Source organism: Geobacillus vulcani PSS1, from assembly GCF_000733845.1.
GTDB classification, from domain to species: domain Bacteria; phylum Bacillota; class Bacilli; order Bacillales; family Anoxybacillaceae; genus Geobacillus; species Geobacillus vulcani.
This window is the reverse complement of sequence record NZ_JPOI01000001.1, coordinates 1,194,005-1,212,232: the sequence shown is the minus strand read 5'-3', so window position 1 is coordinate 1,212,232 and position 18,228 is coordinate 1,194,005. Positions and strand designations below refer to the sequence as shown.

Below are 18,228 nucleotides of genomic sequence, written 5' to 3'. Positions count from 1 at the left end.
ACGCTTAGAAGGCTGGTGAAAAACAGCGATCGCTCCTAGCTGACGTCGGATAACGTGAAACGAGGAGCCGATGCCGCAAGGTTTCTCGATCTGAGAAACAAGGCGGTGAAGCAACATGTCCTTTAATCACCGGTCTTTTTAGAGATGGGAGAAGCTCGCGAACAGCCAGGCCATCCCCATCTGTCCCCGCAATTGGACTGTTCCAACGAAGTTGAACACCAGAAAGCTGTACGTGCCGATGTACGTAATCCCTGCAATTGGGCTGTTCCAACGAAGTCCGTCTTTCAAGACATTTTGAGCGGCGTTGAAGGACATCCATGATGAAAGACGCTGACTCATTCTTCCTCCACTGATCACGTAAAGAGAGATTCTCAACCCATAAAAATAGGCGCCCGAGTTTCGGACGCCTGTTTCGCATTAGGACAGGTGGCCTACCGCTGCCTGTTGGAAGTAGGCGTTGTACAAGGCGCGCACCGCCTCGTTGACGACTTCTTCTTTGACGCCAAACATCATGCTCACTTCGGACGAACCTTGGTTGATCATCTCCAAGTTGATGTTGGCGTTGGCAAGCGCAGCAGTCGCTTTCGCCGCCATCCCGATCGTTTTTTCCATCCCTTCGCCGACGACCATAATGAGCGCCAAGCCGTACTCAATGGTCACCTCATCGACGGCAAGCTCTTCACGGATGCGGGCGAGGATGCGCTCATCTTTCCCATCCGCAAGCTGATCCGCCCGCAAAATGATGGACATGTTGTCGATGCCGGACGGCGTATGCTCGTAGGAGATGCCTTCGTCTTCTAAAATTTGCAGCACACGCCGGCCAAAGCCAATCTCACGGTTCATTAAGTATTTGCTGATGTTGATGCTGCAAAAGCCGGTGTCGCTTGCAATGCCGGCGACTGGTTCGTCGATATGATTGCGCTTGGCGACGATCCACGTTCCTGGGGCGGCCGGGTTGTTTGTGTTTTTTACGCAAACGGGGATGCCGGCGCGATAGACCGGCTCGAGCGCCTCGTCATGAAAGACGGAAAATCCGGAATACGACAGCTCACGCATCTCGCGGTACGTGATTTCTTTCAACTTGCGGGCATCAGCGACGATCGACGGGTTGACGCAATAAATCGAGTCGACGTCGGTAAAGTTTTCGTACACGTCCGCTTTGACGCCCGCGGCGACGATCGAGCCCGTGATATCTGACCCGCCGCGCGGGAACGTGACGATATGGCCCGACCGAGAATAGCCGAAAAATCCCGGGATGACCAAAACGCCCCGCCGTTCGCGCAGCTGTTTCAATTTGTCATACGACTCCGACAGCACTTGGGCGTTGCCCGGCTCATCGGTAACGATAATGCCGGCTTCAAGCGGGCTGACGTAGCTCGCCTCAAGCCCACGATCGTGCAGATAGAAGGCCATGAGTCTTGCGTTATGGTCTTCGCCGCTCGCTTTAATGGCGTCAAACAACCGTGGCGGCTCGCTTCGATAGGCGCTGATTTTCGACTGCAAGTCATCGACAAGCTCAGCCAAAAAGCCGTCGGCTTCCAGCCCCAGCTCATTGGCGATGTCAGCATACCGTTTCACAATCGCTTCCATCGTTTTCTCATGCGGCTCGCCAGCCACCACTTGTTCGGCCAGCTGGATGAGCATATCCGTTACTTTCACATCGTCTTTGTACCGTTTTCCTGGCGCCGACACAACGACGATGCGGCGTTCGATATCCGAGCTGATGATATCGGCCACTTTGCGGAATTGTGCGGCGCTCGCCACCGAACTTCCACCGAATTTGGCTACTTTCATCGTTCATGACCCTTTCTGTCGAAAGTCTCTATAATTGTTTATCATATCACATTTTTCCGCCCATGGAACTATTCATTTTTTAGAAATTTCCGCGAACGCCCAAAACCCCGCCATCGCCGGCCATGATCCTCAATCAAACAGATGAGACGATGTCGGAAAAACGGCGATGCAACAGACTCCCTCCGCCTTGACAAACGGGCGATGGTTCAGCACCACGCTGTTTTTCCATCGGCCTTCCTTCATGTTTTCCGAAGACATTCGTCTCCTCACGTTTGCGCCACATTGCCGCGTCGGACGTTGGCGATCCCTTCTTTGCAGACGCCGTACGGCAGCCACGAACAGCCGCGGCATAACTCATCCAAATCATCCGGCTTGACCCGTTCCGCCGTCCGCTGAATCAGTTCGGACTTCCAATACACACTGCCCGGCTCTAAGCCTAAGTGGCGAATGACATTGCCATCGAGCGAACGGACATGAGCGTCAGAATCAGGACCGGCTTCGCATGTCGTTTCCCCATGGTGTGGGCAGACGAGGCACGCCTCATCGAGCGCCGCGACGACTTCAATCGGAAAATCGTCATTTTCATCACGAATGCGGGCGACGATCTCCCACATTTTCTCGACAAACGACGGGCTGTAGCCCATGCCGCGAAATCCATGCACACAAAGCAAATGATGGCCGCGCAAACGCAACGGTTTCATCTTCTCTCCCCTTTCTCCCTCATACAACTCTATGCCGACCGGCCGCCATGATGTTGAATCACTTTTGTTTCCATCATACGCCAAGCTTCTCTCCTCAGCAATGGAAAGATCCGCCGGTTTGAACACTCTCCCGCCTACGCGTACGCTTAGAGGGGGGAGATTCTTGGGAACCACCGCCCCACGGCAGGCTGTTCACCAAGCCAGCCCCGTGCGTCCCACGGTTGGGCTGCTTTACTTTCCAAAACAGCAAATGAAGCCCTTCATTCAGGATATGCCGGGCAACGTGATGGTCCCGGTCATGTTCGGCTCCGCAGTTCGGACACACCCACTGACGGATCAGGGGACAACATGCTTGACGGTCATAGCAGCCCTGCTTCATCTATTTATTATGCGAGATGGCATGTTACAATAAAAAAAGCGAACAAACCTCATCTCCGGAAAGGACGGGATGGCCATGACAAAGGAAGAAATCGCTCACTCGCTTTCCGTCCTGCTTTATGAACTGACGAAATCGTGGCGGAAAGAAAAAGTTCATTCAGATGTGCTTGAAATCATTATGAAGCTGCGCATTCAAACCGATGGCGGCGAACAATACGAGGCCGATCTGCTCAGCAACATCGCATTTGCGAGCGAATCGGCCCATGCGCTCAAGCAAATTTGGGGCTATATGCTGCGCGAGCAAACCTTTCTATCGCCACAGACGATCGAGGCGATGCTCGCTGACGCCCAGCGCAAGATCCAGCGCCGGCTGTCAGAGATGACTGCCCGCTATGAGCGTCCGTTTTTGTCCATCGATGACCCGCTCGAGCGGAAACGCCAGCTTGAGCGCTCCTACGGTGCGCTTCTTTTGTTCAACCGGATCGCCACCGACTTTTTGCTTGAGTTCGTCCGCGAAGAAAACGAAACGGCAGCGAGCGCCTTTTTCACCGCCGATCCAAATGAGGCGCTCGAAGTGTTCCATCATCTTTGCAGCGTCTACGCCAGCCGTTTGCTTGAAGGGCTTGAAGTCGATTAACCGGGCCGCGCCAGAGGATTGGCGAAAGCCAGCCCTTTCCTCAAACACCGGCGGATTCTTAGGCGGCGGGAAGCGCGGCATGGATCGGACCATTTTCAAAGAATGGCTCTGTTTCATCGCCAAGCAAACGGATGGTGAAACAAGGCAATTCATTTCCCGAAACATCGTCCGCCTCCCGCGCCGCAACAACGATCGAATGAAGGCCGTGGAAAAAGGGGCTTGCTGCTTTGGCTCCCCAACGGATCGTCACGGAACAAGTCCCTTTCTGGGGGAAACTCAGGCCATGAACGATGAAACCGCATCGCCGTCCATGATGCCGCCCTCCACACTCCCGGCTAGGCGACATCTTTCCTGTTTGACAATATTGTCCAGCCATGCTAATCTAATCATCGGAAGGAATTTTTTAAATATTCCTACCATTGAAAGCGTGTACAAAAAACAAAGGAGGAGTCGGGGGATGATCTACGCACAACCAGGCCAGCCAGGCGCGCTTGTCACATTTAAGAAGCGCTACGAAAACTTTATTGGCGGCAAATGGGTGCCGCCGGTTGACGGCGAGTATTTTGAAAACATTACGCCGATCACCGGGCAGCCGTATTGCGAAGTGCCGCGTTCAAAAGCGGCGGACATCGAGCTGGCGCTTGACGCCGCCCATGCGGCAAAAGACGCATGGGGACGCACGTCTCCAGCAAAGCGCGCCCGTTTGCTGAACCAAATCGCCGATCGGATGGAAGAAAACTTGGAAATGCTCGCGGTCGCGGAAACGTGGGAAAACGGCAAGCCAATCCGCGAGACGCTCGCGGCTGACATTCCGCTCGCCATCGACCATTTCCGCTATTTCGCCAGCTGCATTCGCGCACAAGAAGGCACGATTTCGGAAATCGATCACGACACGGTCGCCTATCATTTCAAAGAACCGCTCGGCGTCGTCGGACAAATCATCCCGTGGAACTTCCCGATTTTAATGGCGGCCTGGAAACTCGCTCCAGCGCTGGCTGCAGGCAACTGCGTCGTGTTGAAACCGGCGGAGCAAACGCCGACGTCGATCCTCGTTCTCATCGAACTCATCCAAGATTTGCTTCCACCTGGAGTCGTCAACGTTGTGAACGGCTTTGGCTTAGAAGCCGGCAAGCCGCTCGCCTCGAATCCGCGCGTGGCGAAAGTGGCGTTCACCGGCGAAACGACGACCGGACGGCTCATCATGCAGTACGCCTCGCAAAACATCGTGCCGGTCACGCTTGAACTTGGCGGCAAATCCCCGAACATTTTCTTCGCTGATGTGATGGACAAAGATGACGAGTTTCTCGATAAAGCGCTCGAAGGGTTTACGATGTTCGCCCTCAACCAAGGCGAAGTGTGCACATGCCCGTCGCGCGCCCTCATCCACGAGTCCATTTACGATGCCTTTATGGAACGAGCGCTTGAGCGCGTCAAACAAATCAAGCAAGGCAATCCGCTTGATACGGAAACGATGATCGGCGCGCAAGCCTCCTCTGAACAGCTTGAGAAAATTTTGTCGTACATCGACATCGGCAAACAAGAAGGCGCTGAACTTTTGATCGGCGGCGAACGGAACATGCTGGAAGGGGAACTCGCCGGCGGATATTATGTCAAGCCGACGATTTTCAAAGGACATAACAAAATGCGCATTTTCCAAGAAGAAATTTTCGGGCCGGTGTTGGCCGTCACGACGTTCAAAGACAACGATGAAGCGCTCGCCATCGCCAATGAGACGCTGTATGGCCTCGGCGCCGGCGTCTGGACGCGCGACATCAACACGGCGTACCGGTTCGGCCGCGGCATTCAAGCCGGCCGCGTTTGGACGAACTGCTACCACGTCTACCCGGCTCACGCGGCGTTCGGCGGCTACAAAATGTCCGGCATCGGCCGCGAAACGCACAAAATGATGCTCGACCATTATCAACAAACGAAAAACTTGCTCGTCAGCTATTCACCGAAAAAGCTCGGCTTGTTCTAATATTCATCCAGCCGCTCTCCTTCGCCTCTTCGGTTTGGAGGCGAGACGGCCACCTGTTTTGACGAGGTGTCCCGCTCTTCGGGACACCCTCTTTTGCCCTTGACAACATCGTCGTTCGACAAACGGCTAGCACGATCTATATAGACTCCCTTGACGGAAAAATTCGTCACCAACGGGAGGATGAAAATCCCCCTCTATAATTTTGCACATTTTCGAATTCGGGTATTTTCGAGATAGATGCCATTGGAAGTTTTCCCATTTGCAGCTTTTACCGAGGATGGGATCGACTGTCGGGCGACCGAACCACACCGCTTCCAGGCCCATCGATGGGGCTGTGAAGCAGGCAGTGGTTCAGTCTTCCGTCACGCCTTGGCGTGACGGAGGCAAGCCACAGGCTTGCTTTGACAGTCGAAAATGGTCCAATCGCTTTTCCGTCAAGGATCTGTTCAACGTCTTCGTTGCATCTATATAGCCCCAAAATGACCAGACATGCAAAGGAGGGAAACTGATGGCCGAGGAACCGAAAGTCACCGCCACGGAAGCCGCACTGGCATTAATCGAAAAGCTGAAGGCGAAATACGGCCCACTTATGTTCCATCAATCCGGCGGCTGTTGCGATGGGAGCTCGCCGATGTGCTATCCGCTCGGCGAGTTGATCGTCGGCGATTCCGACGTATTGCTTGGCGAAATCGGCGGCTGCCCGTTTTACATCGCCAAAGCGCAATACGAATATTGGAAGCATACACAACTGATTATCGATGTTGTTCCCGGGCGCGGCGGCATGTTTTCGCTTGAAGGCCCGGAAGGTGTTCGCTTTCTCACCCGCTCGCGCGTCTTCGGCCAAAGCGCGGATGCAGGCGCGCCGTAGCCGCCCATTGCGGGACGCTGCTGTGAACCCGCCATGTGCGATGCATGAATCGCTTGGCCAATGAAAAGCACGGAGCCCGCCCGCTCCCACTCGCCCCCGTTCCCAGATGCTTTATCCCCTTCGGAGCGGTTTGTTCGTCGCAGCAAAAAAATGGCGGTCCGCCACCTGACCAAACGAGGCGCGGTCCGCCATTTCCTTTTCTTTACTCAGTCTCTTTTGCCTGCTTCATCGCCTCTGCCCGATCAGACAAGACAATCCGTTTCAAGCCGAACACTAACAGCAAGCCGACCGCGATAAACGCGAGCCCGAACCAAAAGACGGATTGCAGGGAATCGACAAGCGATTGCTTCAGCACCGGCACGAACATGTCGCGCAGCGGCGCTGGAATCTTGGCCATCGCTTCCGGACTGAGCAGAACGGAATACAGCCCTTGCGGATCATCATGGATCATGCCGGCAAAGCGGTCGACAAGCCCTTTCGCTTGCGCCGGCAGCGCTTCGAGCTTTGGCATGAGCCGCTCATCGAGCAAGGAGCTCGAACGATGGTTCATGATGGCACCCAGCACGGTCATCCCAAACGTTCCGCCAATGGAACGGAAAAACTGGCTCGAAGAGGTGACAACGCCAAGTTCCGATTTCGGGAAGCTTTCTTGCAAAGCAAGCGTCAAAATCGGCATGACCAAGCCGGTGCCAAGCCCAATAATCATCATATACAGCGTCGCTGTCCATTTCGACGTGTCAACCCCCATCGTGCCAAGCAGTCCAAACGCGGCGGCCATCACGGCCATGCCTATGATCAACTGCGGTTTGACGCCAATCCGATAGACGAGCCGACCGCCGATGACACTGCTGATGATCATCGTGATCATCATCGGCGTCATAATCGTCCCGGATTGGGTGGCGCTCACACCGACAATGCCTTGCATAAAAAACGGCACAAACATAATCGCGCCAAACATGCCGACGCTCATAAAAAAGCCGATGCCATTGAGGAGCGTAAATGTCCGATTGCGGAACAACCAGAGCGGAATGATCGGCTCCTCCGCCCGCTTTTCCGCCCAAACAAACAAAGCGAAAAAGACAACGGCTGCCGCAAACAGCGAGAGGATTTGCCACGACCCCCATGGATATCGGTCGCCGCCAAACGTCAACCCCAACAGCAGGCTGACGACGCCCGCCGTCAAGGTCGCCATCCCAGCGATGTCGAATTTGACCGGCCCTTCCGCTTTATATTTGCTTAATCCCATCGCAATCAGCACCGTGGCGACAATGCCGACCGGCAAGTTGATGTAAAACACCCAGCGCCAGTTCAAATGGTCGACGATAAAGCCGCCGATTTGCGGGCCCAGCACCGAAGCGAGGCCGTACAGGCCGCCGAACACCCCTTGCCATTTGGCCCGCTCCTTGCCGGTGAACACGTCACCGATGACAATCATCGCCATCGGCATCATAATGCCACCGCCCAACCCTTGAATACCACGGTAAATGATCAGTTGGGTCATATCGTTCGCCATGCCGCAAAGCGCCGAACCGGCCATAAAAATGACCAACCCGCTCACATACACAAGCCGACGGCCCAATAAGTCAGCAAGCTTGCCGGCGATCGGTACGACCGTCGTCGACGTGAGCATGTACGCTGTCGTCAGCCACGTCATAATCCCCAGTCCGTGCAGCTCCCCGACGATGCGCGGCATGGCTGTTCCGACAATCGTCCCGTCCAACGCCGCAAACAGCATGGCAATGATCAGCCCGGTAATGAGCAACGGGCGATGACGAATGGTGCTCGCTGGCACTGTTAACGCTTTTTCCATGGTTCTCTCTCCCATTCATTGAGTCGTTGATACGCTTCAATCTCTTGGCTAAGCGCGTCCAAGGCCGCTGCAAGCGGAGGCGCCTGCTGCTGTCGCAAATACAACAGCAACGCTTCGATCATATACGCCCGCGGCGGTTCACGGCGCCCGAGCACTTCCTCCTCCAGCGCTGCTGTTGCCTCCACCACATCGTTCGCCCGCTTCGGATCGAGCCCGTTTGCGGCCTCCCGCACGGCCGCAAACGCCGAAACCAACCGCTCCCGCTGGCGCTCACGCTCGCGCTCTTCGAGTTCTATCCATGGCACGAGCGCCTCCTCGGTCAACAACGGGCGCTCGCCGGCCGCAAAGCTAGCAACAATCGCATCAATGCGGCGCACGAGAAAACGAGCCACTGCATCCGCATCAAACGCCTCCTCGCGGAAAAAGAAGTAAAACAAATATTGCCGAATCATGCCGTTCGTCATCATGGCCACATCATACACATATGGCTTCACCACCTCGCCATATACCTCCGTTAGGCGCGTGCAATACCATAAAAACATGCGCCCATGCTGGCGGAACATATATTGCCCTACTTCGGGGTTCACTCTCGGCAATTGTTCCACCATCACCATACGCAAAAATTCCTTATACTCGCGGACATGGGAGAAATGGGCTGCCAACTGGCGGATGAACCGCTCCTTTTCCGGGCCATCCCCGCCAGCCGCCGTGAAATCGGCCACCATTTTTTCACTGTAGTGGCGAAGTACAGCGAGCAGCAATTCTTCCTTCGAAGCGAAATGATGGTAAAACGCCCCTTTGGAAATGCCCCACGCCTCAACCAAATCTTGAATCGAGGTGGCATGATACCCTTTTTCCGCAAATAGTTTCATCGCGGTTTCAATAAATCGAACACGCCGTTCATCCATGACAGCGTCTCCTTCCTTTCCCATTCCTCTCCATCCACTGCAGATAAGACGGCAACAATATGCGCGGTTTCACCAAATCAGCGCGCACGCCGCACCGCCGCAGCCATTCCATCAGCCGCTGAACATCGGCCCTTGTCCTCCCCTCCACATCCTATATGACCAAACAGTCAAAGACATTATAAACTATCGTTACAAACTTATGCAACTAAAAAACGATGTTTTTTTGACCAATAAGTCATTTATTTATTCTCGTCCATTGAACAATTAGTCATTCTGTCTTCCACAAAAAAACAGCTGTCCGCAACTTCACGCAAAAGCTGTGGACAGCCGTTTCCATTATTCGCATGACGCTGCAACCGCCAGCGCCAGGGCACCCGCAACACCGGCGTTGTCGCCAAGCCCTGGAAGAACGATGTACTCATCGATCTTCTCGAGAATCGCTTCGTGCTGAACATACCCATTGAGCAACTCCTGCACATGTCGGCGCACAAGCGGCAACACGTGCGTCTGTTTCATGACGCCCCCGCCCGTGATCACCTTTTTCGGTGATAAAATGAGGATATAGTTGGCGATGGCTTGGGCGAGATAAAACGCCTCGAGCTCCCAGACCTCCTTTCGGTCGGCCAGCTCCGCCCCCTTTTTCCCCCAACGCCGCTCAATCGCGGGGCCGGACGCCATGCCTTCCAAACAGTCGCCATGATACGGGCAGATGCCGGCAAACGCGTCATCCGGATGGCGGCGGACGAACATATGTCCCATTTCTGGATGAAGCATTCCGTGAAGCAGACGCCCTTCCACGACGGCGCCGACACCAATGCCCGTCCCGACCGTCATATACAGGCAACTGTCAAGCCCTTGCGCCGCCCCCCAGCGCTGCTCGCCAAGCGCCGCGGCGTTGACATCCGTGTCAAAACCGATCGGCACCGGGAACGCTTGTTTTAGCGTGCCGACAAAGTTGAAATTCGCCCACGCCTGTTTTGGCGTACTCGTAATGTGCCCGTACGTTGGACTGTCCGGACGCAAATCGACCGGGCCGAACGACCCGATGCCGATCGCCTCAACGTTGTGCGGACGGAAAAAGTCAATGACGTGCGCCATCGTCTCTTCCGGCGTCGTCGTCGGAAACACCGCCCGTTCATGGATGTTCCCCTGTTCATCGCCGATGGCACAGACAAATTTTGTTCCTCCGGCTTCAATGGCTCCTAGAATCATAAAACTTTCCCTTCCTTATATTGTTCTGTCATGTTCCACTTTTATTTTAGCTTTCCTTTCAGAGAAAATCCTCTTTTTTTCTCAGTTTCCGTTCAATCATTTTCTTAAAACTGTCTTCCCCTTCCCTTTTAGAAAAAATATACATTCGATGATTGACATATCTCATGCAACCGTGATACGATGACAAAAAAACATAGTATTCCTATATGAATTTAAAAAATAGAAGGAAAGGAATGTGACATCATGCCCGATATCATCATCCTTAACGGAAACCCATCGCCTACATCGCGACTCAATGGACTCATTGACTATGCGGAACATGCTTTGCATCAAGCGGGATTCACGACTGAACAGATTCGTGTGACCGATTTGCCCGCTGAGGATTTGTTGCGGGCTCGATTTGACGGTCCCGCCATTGTCGCGGCCAATCAAAAAGTGGAGAAGGCTCAAGGCGTGATCATTGCTAGTCCGGTTTACAAAGCGGCCTACACGGGAGTATTGAAAGCGTATTTGGATTTGCTGCCGCAAAAAGGGCTACAACACAAAGTCGTTCTTCCGTTGTTTATTGGCGGCTCTCTCGCTCACCTGTTAGCCATTGACTACGGATTGAAACCCGTTCTGTCCGCCTTGGGTGCACGCTATATTTTGAGCGGCGTGTACGCTGTCGATCAATGGGTGAAACGCCTCCATGAAGGCGGATACTCGTTGCCCGAAGAACTGACGCGTCGGCTCGATGAAAGCATATCAGAGTTGGGTTCTGCCATTCGGCGCCTTGCTATTCCAAGTTTCACAAACTAACCCCATCCCACCTACTCTTCCTGTCATGATGAAAGCAGATTGACTTCAGATGAAGGACAATCTGCCTTTTTTGTGATCGGACAAGAAAAAGACTGTTCATCAAGATGGAACAAGAAGGGAAGGAAACCCTATGGATTTACGCACCATTAAAACGTTCCAAACGGTTGTCAAACACAAAAGCTTCCAGCGAGCTGCTGAAGAGTTGAACTACGCGCAATCGACTGTGACGACTCATATCAAAAACTTAGAAGCAGAGCTTGGCATCACGCTCATTAAGCGAGGAAAACCGTTCCAATTGACCGAGGCAGGCAAATTGTTAAGTGAGAAAGGGGAATTTTTGCTCAAAAGCTTCGACCATTTACAAAAAACATTGAAAGAATGCATTGATGGCGAAAGAGGCGTCGTCCGCATCGGGGTGATGGAGCCGACAGCCAGTCACCGTCTTCCTGCATGGCTCAGCGCCTTTCGGGACAAGCATCCGAACATTCTGTTTACAATCCAAATTCATAGCAACCAAATGCTTGTGGACATGGTAGAGCGGGGAGACATCGATGCAGCCATTTGTGCAACACCGGAAACCATGGCAGGAGCGAGCTTTGAACCGTTGTTTTCCGAAGAAGTGGTGTTGCTTTCTCCCGCCTCTCACCCATTAGCGAAACGATCCGTCGTTTATCTTCGCGATTTGGCCGATGAGCCGCTGCTTGTAACGAGCGCCGCCTGCCCATTTCGACGCAATTTGGAAAAACGCCTGGTGGAGTTAGGCATTCAACCTTTATACAAAACCGAGATTAGCAACATGTTGGCGCTGAAATATTATGTCCATGCTTCGCTTGGCATCGCTGTCGTGCCGAAGATTGCTGTCACTCCTCCTCCTGCAGGAACGGTGGCACAACCGATCGCCGATTTTTGCGATGGACTGACCGTTGGCATCTTACGGATGTTTACGAGTGAAGCGAGCCACCCCGCAACGGAAAAATGGATTCGCTTTTTGCTTGATCAATGTGCTGGCAGATGCTCTACTGATCTTCATATTTTTTGAACGATCACTTCTATTTTTTCAATTTTACAAATGGAAGTAGCTCCTTTATATTTTTATTAAACCTATAAAATTACTAGGAAATGATATGGAGGGAACATTGATGATCATTGCCCTTGTTCTCGATGAGCAGGAAAACGTTGTCCCCATCATTGAAGGAGCGACCATTCGCCTTTATCACACGAGTTCGCAAACGTACGAAGACTATCCGAATATCGCCAAGCAGTTGCAAGGGGGACGCCGAAGCGCGGTTCTCCGTTTCGCCAAAGAAAAAGGAGCCGACGCCTTCGCTTCCCCGCCAAATATGTTTTGTGAACGCTCCTACGCTCAAGCAGTCGAGCAACAAGTCAAATTTTATTTGTTGGAACAGCCGATTCCGTTCCGAGAATTCGAAAAGCGGTGGCGGAATGGTCTGCTTTCATCAAGTGATCGGCTGCCGGCGGAAATGATTGTCGCCAGCTGACAAGGACCGTTCACGAACAACGGTCAAAGCGAAAAGCGCTCTGTTCTCTTTTCTCTTTTTGAAGACGATCCCGTGATGATGATCCATCCCGACCACAAGGAGGAGGAAACATGGTTGAATTTATTACGATGGCCCCGACATCTGGAGACAGCACATTCGTCGGTCTTGGCAGCAATTCGACGAACTTGAACAGTTGGACCGGAACGGACGAGAATCCAGAGCGTCCACCGACAGTCGAGTACATTGAGGCGATTGCGAAAGCAGCGGAAGCCCATGGCTTTTCCACGCTGCTGTTGCCGACAGGCGCAGGTTGCCTCGATTCGTTGGCCGTCGCTGCTTATCTGGCAGCGCGGACGACTAAATTGCACCTTCTGTTCGCCGCCCGTCCTGGCGCCACTTCACCTGCTATTTTTGCCAAACAATTGGCGACGATCAATTGTTGGACACATGGGCGGGCATTGCCCAATATCGTGACAGGCGGTTCACCAGAAGAATTAGCGGCTGAGGGGGACTTTCTTGACCATGATACGCGATATGAACGGACGAGGGAATACATCCATCTGTTGAAGCAACTGTTTACTCTCCCTTCCGTCACGTATGAAGGACGGTTTTACCGTCTCGAAAACGCCTCACTGTTTCCGAAACCCGCACAGCGCCCACCCATTTATTTCGGAGGCGCCTCGGACATTGCCAAAGAAGTAGCGGCGAAAGAAGCGGACGTGTACATGATGTGGGGCGAGACGTTCGAACGGATGAAAGAACGAATCGAGGAAATGAAGCAAAAAGCAGCGCATTATGGTCGGACGCTGCGTTACAGCATCTCGTTTCAAGTCGTGTTGGGCGAAACGGAAAAAGAAGCATGGGAGCAGGCCGATGCGTTGGTCAGCCATCTGTCGGAGTCAGCGAAACGAAAAAAGGACGAGCTGATTCAAAAGGGAGATTCGGTTGGTGCGAAACGATTGCACGAATTGATGAAAACGAGCGCCGAGCGGCGTTTCCAAATCGGTCCGAACTTATGGGCCGGGCTCACTCAAGTGCTGTCGGGCAACTCGATTGCACTCGTCGGTACTCCCGAGCAGGTGGCTGATCGGCTGATTGAATTCATCGGCCTCGGCTTTGATTACGTATTGTTGCGCGGCTTTCCTCACTTAGAGACGATCGAGCAAGTAGGAACTTCCGTGATCCCTCTTGTTCGCGAGCGCCTTCGACAAACGGAAGTATGGATCTAATCGTGATTTGCAACAACAAGCCGATGATTTGCGCGCTATCGGCTTGATCAACAAAGAGGTTCCTATTGCAAACCACGTCTGGACACCGTCATCTACGAAAGGAGAGTCAATGGCATGAGTGTGCGGCAAATGAAATTCGGGCTGTTTCTCATGGGCGTCGGCCATCATATCGCCGCATGGCGACACCCCGATGTGCGGCCGGAATGGTGCGAAGATTTCACATTTTTTCGCCGCATTGCTGAAATAGCGGAACAAGGGAAGCTGGACATGCTGTTTGTCAGCGACGGGCTCGCTATTGAGCCGTTGTCTCACCCTGCCGAGATCGTCCGGCTCGAGCCGTTCACACTGCTCGCCGCTTTAGCAGCTGTGACCCATCGCATCGGGTTGGCTGGCACTGCTTCAACCACATACAATGAACCATTTCACATCGCGCGAAAATTTTCCTCGCTCGATCATATTAGCCGCGGGCGAGCAGCTTGGAACATCGTAACGTCTTACTATGAGGAAGAAGCGTACAACTTCAGCCAAACGGCTCATTTGGAACATCGGCTGCGCTACGAGCGTGCGCGTGAATTTGTCGATGTCGTCAACGGTCTGTGGGAAAGTTGGGACGAAGAGGCACTGATTCGCGATCAATCATCCGGAATCTACTTTCATGCAGAAAAGTGGCGGCCATTGAACCATCATGGAACACATTTTTCTGTGCGCGGACCGCTGAACTCTTCGCGTCCGCCGCAAGGAAAACCCGTCTTGATTCAAGCCGGCTCATCACAAGACGGCATCCGTTTCGCCGCCCATGTTGCAGAAGTGGTGTTTACCGCCCAATCGACGTTGACTGACGCCCAGCGGTTTTACCAAACTGTGAAACAGGAAGCCGCACGCGCCGGACGCAACCCTGACCATATGTTGATCATGCCTGGCGTAGCACCTTACATTGGCCGAACCGAACAGGAAGCAAGGGAGCAATATGAACAATTGCAGGAGCTGATCGTGCCAGAGGTCGGGCTGGCGTTTTTATCCGACTACTTAGGCGGCATCGACTTTTCGGGTTATTCACTGGATGATCCGCTTCCCGACGACATTCCAGAAACAAATGGAAACCAAAGCCGGCGTCAACTCATCATTGATCTAGCGCGCCGCGAACGATTGACGATTCGCCAATTGTACCAACGAATCGCCGGGGCGCGAGGGCACTTTACGATCATTGGCACTCCCGAACAAGTCGCGGACCAACTCGAATACTGGTTTCTCCAAGGGGCAGCTGACGGGTTTAATCTCATGTTCCCGTACTATCCGAACGGACTGCAGCCATTCGTCGAGCATGTGATCCCGATTTTGCAAAAACGCGGGTTATTCCGTCGCGACTATGAAGGAACAACATTGAGAGACCACTTAGGATTGCCGGTGCCAAAGTCGATCCGCGTGTGAGGAATAGGAAAATCAAGACAAATCGTCGAACATCGATCGAAAAGGAGAGATTCCATTGTCGTTTCCCGATGTCATCCCACAATTAGCCAATGATTTATCACGACTGTTTGTGAAAACGGAACGTCACGAACAACTGTTGCACCAGGCTGCCCTGCTTGCAGAACAATTTCGCCAGAACATGCGGCAAATCGATGAAGAAGCGATGTTTCCGTTTGAGCATTTCAACCGTTTGAAAGAAACGAACTATTTGTCGTTGACCGTGCCCAAACAATTCGGCGGGCAAGAGTTGTCCTTATATGAATTGATTCTCATTCAAGAACGGCTTAGCCAAGGGGATGCTTCCACCGGGTTGTGCGCCGGTTGGCATTTGGGACTTGTCTACGACATTCGCGAACGCAACACATGGAATCGGCGCACCTTTGAATGGCTTTGCCGCGAAATTGTCGAACGAAAAGCGGTCATCAACCGGCTCGCCACCGAAGAAGCAACGGGAAGCCCGACGCGCGGAGGAAAGCCGGTCACGACGGCAGTGAAACGCGATGGAAAATGGATTCTCACCGGAAGAAAATCATTTGCTTCGATGGCAGAAGCCTTGGACTACTCATTGGTGACCGCAACGATCGCCGATACGGGAAAAGTCGGATTTTTCCTCGTCGATCATCGACTCGACGGCATTCGCATTGAACAAACATGGAACATGATCGCCATGCGCGGGACAAGAAGCGATGACGTCATTTTCGACCATGTCGAACTGCCTGCAGATGCTTTAGTCGAACTCGATCAATTGGAATTCGTCAAAGGAGGGGGAAGCCGAGCGTGGCTTTTGCATATTCCAGCCTGCTATTTAGGGACGGCCATCGCGGCGAGAAATTACGCCATTTCGTTTGCCTTACACTATCAACCGAACAGCGTATCCGAACCGATCATCCATCTATCGCACGTTCGGCAAAAAATCGCGGAAATGGACATGGAATTGTTTCAAGCTCGACATTTTCTTTATTTTGTGGCCGAACGATGGGATACGCTTCCAGAAAAACGCCCATCCATGGATCGGGAATTGGCAGCAGCCAAATATATCGCCTTAAACAGCGCCAACCGAGTCGTCGATTTGGCCATGCGCATCGTCGGCGCCAAAAGCTTGCAGCTTTCCAACCCGTTGCAACAATATTACCGCGACGTTCGGGCGGGATTGCATAATCCGCCGATGGAAGACGCTGTCTTGGAATTGTTTGCGTCCCAAGCCATTTCCAATGGAACGACAACCGACAAAAAAGCAAACACAAATCCACATCCTTCTCCAACCATTTGAAAGGAGGAACGACATGATTGACATTGAACAGTTGACGAAAATCTACAACGTCCATCGGAAAGAAGTGGTCGGCGTCGATCATGTTTCCCTTTCCATCCAAAGCGGAGAAATCTTTGGCATCATTGGACATAGCGGCGCTGGGAAAAGCACCTTGCTCCGGTGCATCAATTTATTAGAACGACCGACATCCGGCCGCATCATCGTCGATGACACCGACATCACCGCCTTGTCTGGAGCCGCATTGCGCGAAGCGCGATTGAAGATCGGTATGATTTTTCAACAATTTTGCTTAATTCGTTCCAAAACGGTGTTTGAAAACATCGCCTTTGCCTTGCGGGCGGCAGGCAAGACAAAAACCGAAATCGAAACTCGCGTCCACGAGCTGCTAGAAATGGTTGGACTTTTGGATAAACGTGACGCTTATCCGTCTCAATTAAGCGGAGGGCAAAAACAGCGCGTCGGCATCGCCCGCGCCTTAGCCAACAATCCGACCGTCCTGTTGTGCGACGAGGCGACATCCGCCCTCGATCCAGCGACAACGTCTTCTATTTTGCAGTTGCTCAAGCAAATTAATCGCGAACTCGGCATTACCATTGTCGTCATTACGCATGAAATGGAAGTCATTAAAGAAATTTGCGACCGTGTCGCTGTGATGCAAAACGGCCGCATTGTCGAAATCGGCCACGTATACGATCTGTTTACCCAACCGCAGCAGCCGTTGACCCGCTCGTTCGTTGAGCATGTGCTGCGCCTAGATGTTCCAGAACGTCTGCTTCAAGCGCGAACCGGAACGTTAGTGCGAATTTTGTTCCAAGGGCCTGCCGCTGAACAAGCCATCCTATCCGACACGCTGCAAACATTCCGTGTGCGCGGGAACATTTTGCACGGAAAAATTGAGTACATCAACGACACACCGCTTGGGGTGCTACTGTTAGAATTGAGCGGAGATGAAGAGGAAGTCGAGCGCGCCATTCGCTACATGGCCGAACGGACAAAAGGAGTCGAGGTGATCGATCGTGCCGCTTGAAGCGCTGGCTCCAGAACTATTAAAAGCGTTCTGGGATACGTTGTACATGGTGGGCATTTCTCTGTTAGCCGCCGTCATCGCCGGGCTTCCGCTTGGTGTGCTCTTATTTGTGACAGATCGCGGTTTGTTTTGGGAAAACAAACCACTGCAAACCATTCTCGGTTTTCTAATCAACATCGTCCGTTCGATCCCATTTATCATTTTGCTAGTCGCCTTGCTGCCGTTGACAAAACTGCTCGTTGGCACCACCATTGGTCCAACAGCAGCGGCCGTCTCGCTGTCCGTGGCCGCCACGCCATTTTTCGCCCGCATTGTGGAAACCGCTTTGCGGGAAGTCGATAAAGGCGTGATTGAAGCTGCTACCGCCGTAGGAGCCACTCCGTGGATGATTATCAAAGATGTTCTGCTGTCCGATGCTCTTCCCGGCATCATCCATGGACTCACCATTACGGCGATCAGCTTGATCGGCTACTCAGCGATGGCCGGCATTGTCGGAGGTGGCGGTGTGGGGGATCTAGCCATTCGTTTTGGTTATTATCGATACGACAACACGGTGATGATCACAACGATTATCATTCTTCTCTGCTTAGTGCAGGTCGTCCAGTTTGTCGGCGACTCGATCGCCCGCTGGATCGATAAGCGATAAACGTTT

The 18,228-nt window shown here is 52.9% G+C and carries 17 protein-coding genes; 11 read left to right on the top strand and 6 right to left on the bottom strand.

Translation table 11 applies throughout. The features are described 5' to 3' along the window. Positions 1-417: 417 nt before the first annotated feature. Positions 418-1,794 carry an aspartate kinase gene (locus N685_RS0106515; protein ID WP_031406875.1) on the bottom strand — a complete coding sequence of 459 codons (1,377 nt, stop codon included), beginning with the start codon at positions 1,792-1,794 and terminating at the stop codon, positions 418-420. Positions 1,795-2,060: 266 nt separating this feature from the next. After that, entirely contained in the window at positions 2,061-2,495 is a 435-nt protein-coding gene (locus tag N685_RS0106505) for a DUF1284 domain-containing protein (RefSeq protein ID WP_031406873.1), read from the bottom strand. A 448-nt stretch (positions 2,496-2,943) separates the two neighbouring features. Here N685_RS0106505 and N685_RS0106495 point away from each other — a divergent pair, with 448 nt between their 5' ends. After that, complete coding sequence (locus N685_RS0106495; protein WP_031406869.1) at positions 2,944-3,510, top strand: hypothetical protein; 567 nt, start codon at positions 2,944-2,946, stop codon at positions 3,508-3,510. A gap of 58 nt (positions 3,511-3,568) precedes the next feature. Here the strand turns inward: N685_RS0106495 and N685_RS0106490 are convergent, their stop codons facing one another. Continuing rightward, positions 3,569-3,760, bottom strand: a complete 192-nt coding sequence (locus N685_RS0106490; protein ID WP_031406867.1) for a hypothetical protein — start codon at positions 3,758-3,760, stop codon at positions 3,569-3,571. Positions 3,761-3,967: 207 nt separating this feature from the next. Between N685_RS0106490 and adh the strand changes: the two genes are divergently transcribed. Both adh and N685_RS0106480 read left to right on the top strand, forming a co-directional pair. Next, positions 3,968-5,488 (top strand): aldehyde dehydrogenase, encoded by a 1,521-nt coding sequence (gene adh, locus N685_RS0106485; protein ID WP_031406865.1) that lies wholly within the window; start codon positions 3,968-3,970, stop codon positions 5,486-5,488. Positions 5,489-5,996: 508 nt separating this feature from the next. Next, positions 5,997-6,356, top strand: coding sequence for a DUF779 domain-containing protein (locus tag N685_RS0106480; protein ID WP_031406862.1), 360 nt, complete (start codon positions 5,997-5,999; stop codon positions 6,354-6,356). Positions 6,357-6,558: 202 nt separating this feature from the next. On the opposite strand, the gene N685_RS0106470 is transcribed toward N685_RS0106480, so the two are convergent. The 3 genes from N685_RS0106470 to N685_RS0106460 all read right to left on the bottom strand — a co-directional run bounded on the left by N685_RS0106470 (position 6,559) and on the right by N685_RS0106460 (position 10,286). Continuing rightward, on the bottom strand, positions 6,559-8,166 hold the full coding sequence (locus N685_RS0106470; protein ID WP_031406860.1) for an MDR family MFS transporter: 1,608 nt from the start codon (positions 8,164-8,166) through the stop codon (positions 6,559-6,561). Continuing rightward, positions 8,151-9,074 carry a TetR/AcrR family transcriptional regulator gene (locus tag N685_RS0106465; RefSeq protein WP_031406858.1) on the bottom strand — a complete coding sequence of 308 codons (924 nt, stop codon included), beginning with the start codon at positions 9,072-9,074 and terminating at the stop codon, positions 8,151-8,153. The genes N685_RS0106470 and N685_RS0106465 overlap by 16 nt, the downstream gene beginning before the upstream one ends. A 336-nt stretch (positions 9,075-9,410) precedes the next feature. Continuing rightward, positions 9,411-10,286, bottom strand: coding sequence for an ROK family protein (locus N685_RS0106460; RefSeq protein ID WP_031406856.1), 876 nt, complete (start codon positions 10,284-10,286; stop codon positions 9,411-9,413). A 243-nt stretch (positions 10,287-10,529) separates the two neighbouring features. Between N685_RS0106460 and ssuE the strand changes: the two genes are divergently transcribed. The 8 genes from ssuE (at position 10,530) to N685_RS0106420 (ending at position 18,222) form a co-directional block, all read left to right on the top strand. Next, the gene (gene ssuE / locus N685_RS0106455; protein WP_031406854.1) at positions 10,530-11,084 is read left to right on the top strand and encodes an NADPH-dependent FMN reductase; all 555 of its coding nucleotides are present in this window, start codon (positions 10,530-10,532) and stop codon (positions 11,082-11,084) included. 130 nt (positions 11,085-11,214) lie between these two features. After that, positions 11,215-12,123, top strand: a complete 909-nt coding sequence (locus N685_RS0106450) for a LysR family transcriptional regulator (protein ID WP_031406852.1) — start codon at positions 11,215-11,217, stop codon at positions 12,121-12,123. Positions 12,124-12,223: 100 nt separating this feature from the next. Then, positions 12,224-12,583 (top strand): hypothetical protein, encoded by a 360-nt coding sequence (locus N685_RS0106445; protein WP_021322695.1) that lies wholly within the window; start codon positions 12,224-12,226, stop codon positions 12,581-12,583. A gap of 110 nt (positions 12,584-12,693) precedes the next feature. Further along, positions 12,694-13,812: an LLM class flavin-dependent oxidoreductase gene (locus N685_RS0106440; protein ID WP_031406850.1), complete on the top strand. Its 1,119-nt coding sequence runs from the start codon at positions 12,694-12,696 to the stop codon at positions 13,810-13,812. A 114-nt stretch (positions 13,813-13,926) separates the two neighbouring features. Continuing rightward, entirely contained in the window at positions 13,927-15,240 is a 1,314-nt protein-coding gene (locus N685_RS0106435) for an LLM class flavin-dependent oxidoreductase (RefSeq protein WP_031406849.1), read from the top strand. A 55-nt stretch (positions 15,241-15,295) separates the two neighbouring features. Next, complete coding sequence (locus tag N685_RS0106430) at positions 15,296-16,549, top strand: acyl-CoA dehydrogenase family protein (RefSeq protein WP_031406847.1); 1,254 nt, start codon at positions 15,296-15,298, stop codon at positions 16,547-16,549. A 13-nt stretch (positions 16,550-16,562) separates the two neighbouring features. Beyond that, the gene (locus tag N685_RS0106425) at positions 16,563-17,576 is read left to right on the top strand and encodes a methionine ABC transporter ATP-binding protein (RefSeq protein WP_014196858.1); all 1,014 of its coding nucleotides are present in this window, start codon (positions 16,563-16,565) and stop codon (positions 17,574-17,576) included. After that, positions 17,566-18,222: a methionine ABC transporter permease gene (locus N685_RS0106420; RefSeq protein ID WP_014196859.1), complete on the top strand. Its 657-nt coding sequence runs from the start codon at positions 17,566-17,568 to the stop codon at positions 18,220-18,222. Before N685_RS0106425 ends, N685_RS0106420 begins: the two co-directional genes overlap by 11 nt. Positions 18,223-18,228 lie beyond the last annotated feature (6 nt).

Excerpts from the sequence above, each read along its gene's own strand:
- N685_RS0106515 (WP_031406875.1), bottom strand. The coding sequence starts at position 1,794 with ATGAAAGTAGCCAAATTCGGTGGAAGTTCGGTGGCGAGCGCCGCACAA.
- N685_RS0106505 (WP_031406873.1), bottom strand. The coding sequence starts at position 2,495 with ATGAAACCGTTGCGTTTGCGCGGCCATCATTTGCTTTGTGTGCATGGA.
- N685_RS0106495 (WP_031406869.1), top strand. The coding sequence starts at position 2,944 with ATGGCCATGACAAAGGAAGAAATCGCTCACTCGCTTTCCGTCCTGCTT.
- adh (WP_031406865.1), top strand. The coding sequence starts at position 3,968 with ATGATCTACGCACAACCAGGCCAGCCAGGCGCGCTTGTCACATTTAAG.
- N685_RS0106480 (WP_031406862.1), top strand. The coding sequence starts at position 5,997 with ATGGCCGAGGAACCGAAAGTCACCGCCACGGAAGCCGCACTGGCATTA.
- N685_RS0106470 (WP_031406860.1), bottom strand. The coding sequence starts at position 8,166 with ATGGAAAAAGCGTTAACAGTGCCAGCGAGCACCATTCGTCATCGCCCG.
- N685_RS0106465 (WP_031406858.1), bottom strand. The coding sequence starts at position 9,074 with ATGGATGAACGGCGTGTTCGATTTATTGAAACCGCGATGAAACTATTT.
- N685_RS0106460 (WP_031406856.1), bottom strand. The coding sequence starts at position 10,286 with ATGATTCTAGGAGCCATTGAAGCCGGAGGAACAAAATTTGTCTGTGCC.
- ssuE (WP_031406854.1), top strand. The coding sequence starts at position 10,530 with ATGCCCGATATCATCATCCTTAACGGAAACCCATCGCCTACATCGCGA.
- N685_RS0106450 (WP_031406852.1), top strand. The coding sequence starts at position 11,215 with ATGGATTTACGCACCATTAAAACGTTCCAAACGGTTGTCAAACACAAA.
- N685_RS0106445 (WP_021322695.1), top strand. The coding sequence starts at position 12,224 with ATGATCATTGCCCTTGTTCTCGATGAGCAGGAAAACGTTGTCCCCATC.
- N685_RS0106440 (WP_031406850.1), top strand. The coding sequence starts at position 12,694 with ATGGTTGAATTTATTACGATGGCCCCGACATCTGGAGACAGCACATTC.
- N685_RS0106435 (WP_031406849.1), top strand. The coding sequence starts at position 13,927 with ATGAGTGTGCGGCAAATGAAATTCGGGCTGTTTCTCATGGGCGTCGGC.
- N685_RS0106425 (WP_014196858.1), top strand. The coding sequence starts at position 16,563 with ATGATTGACATTGAACAGTTGACGAAAATCTACAACGTCCATCGGAAA.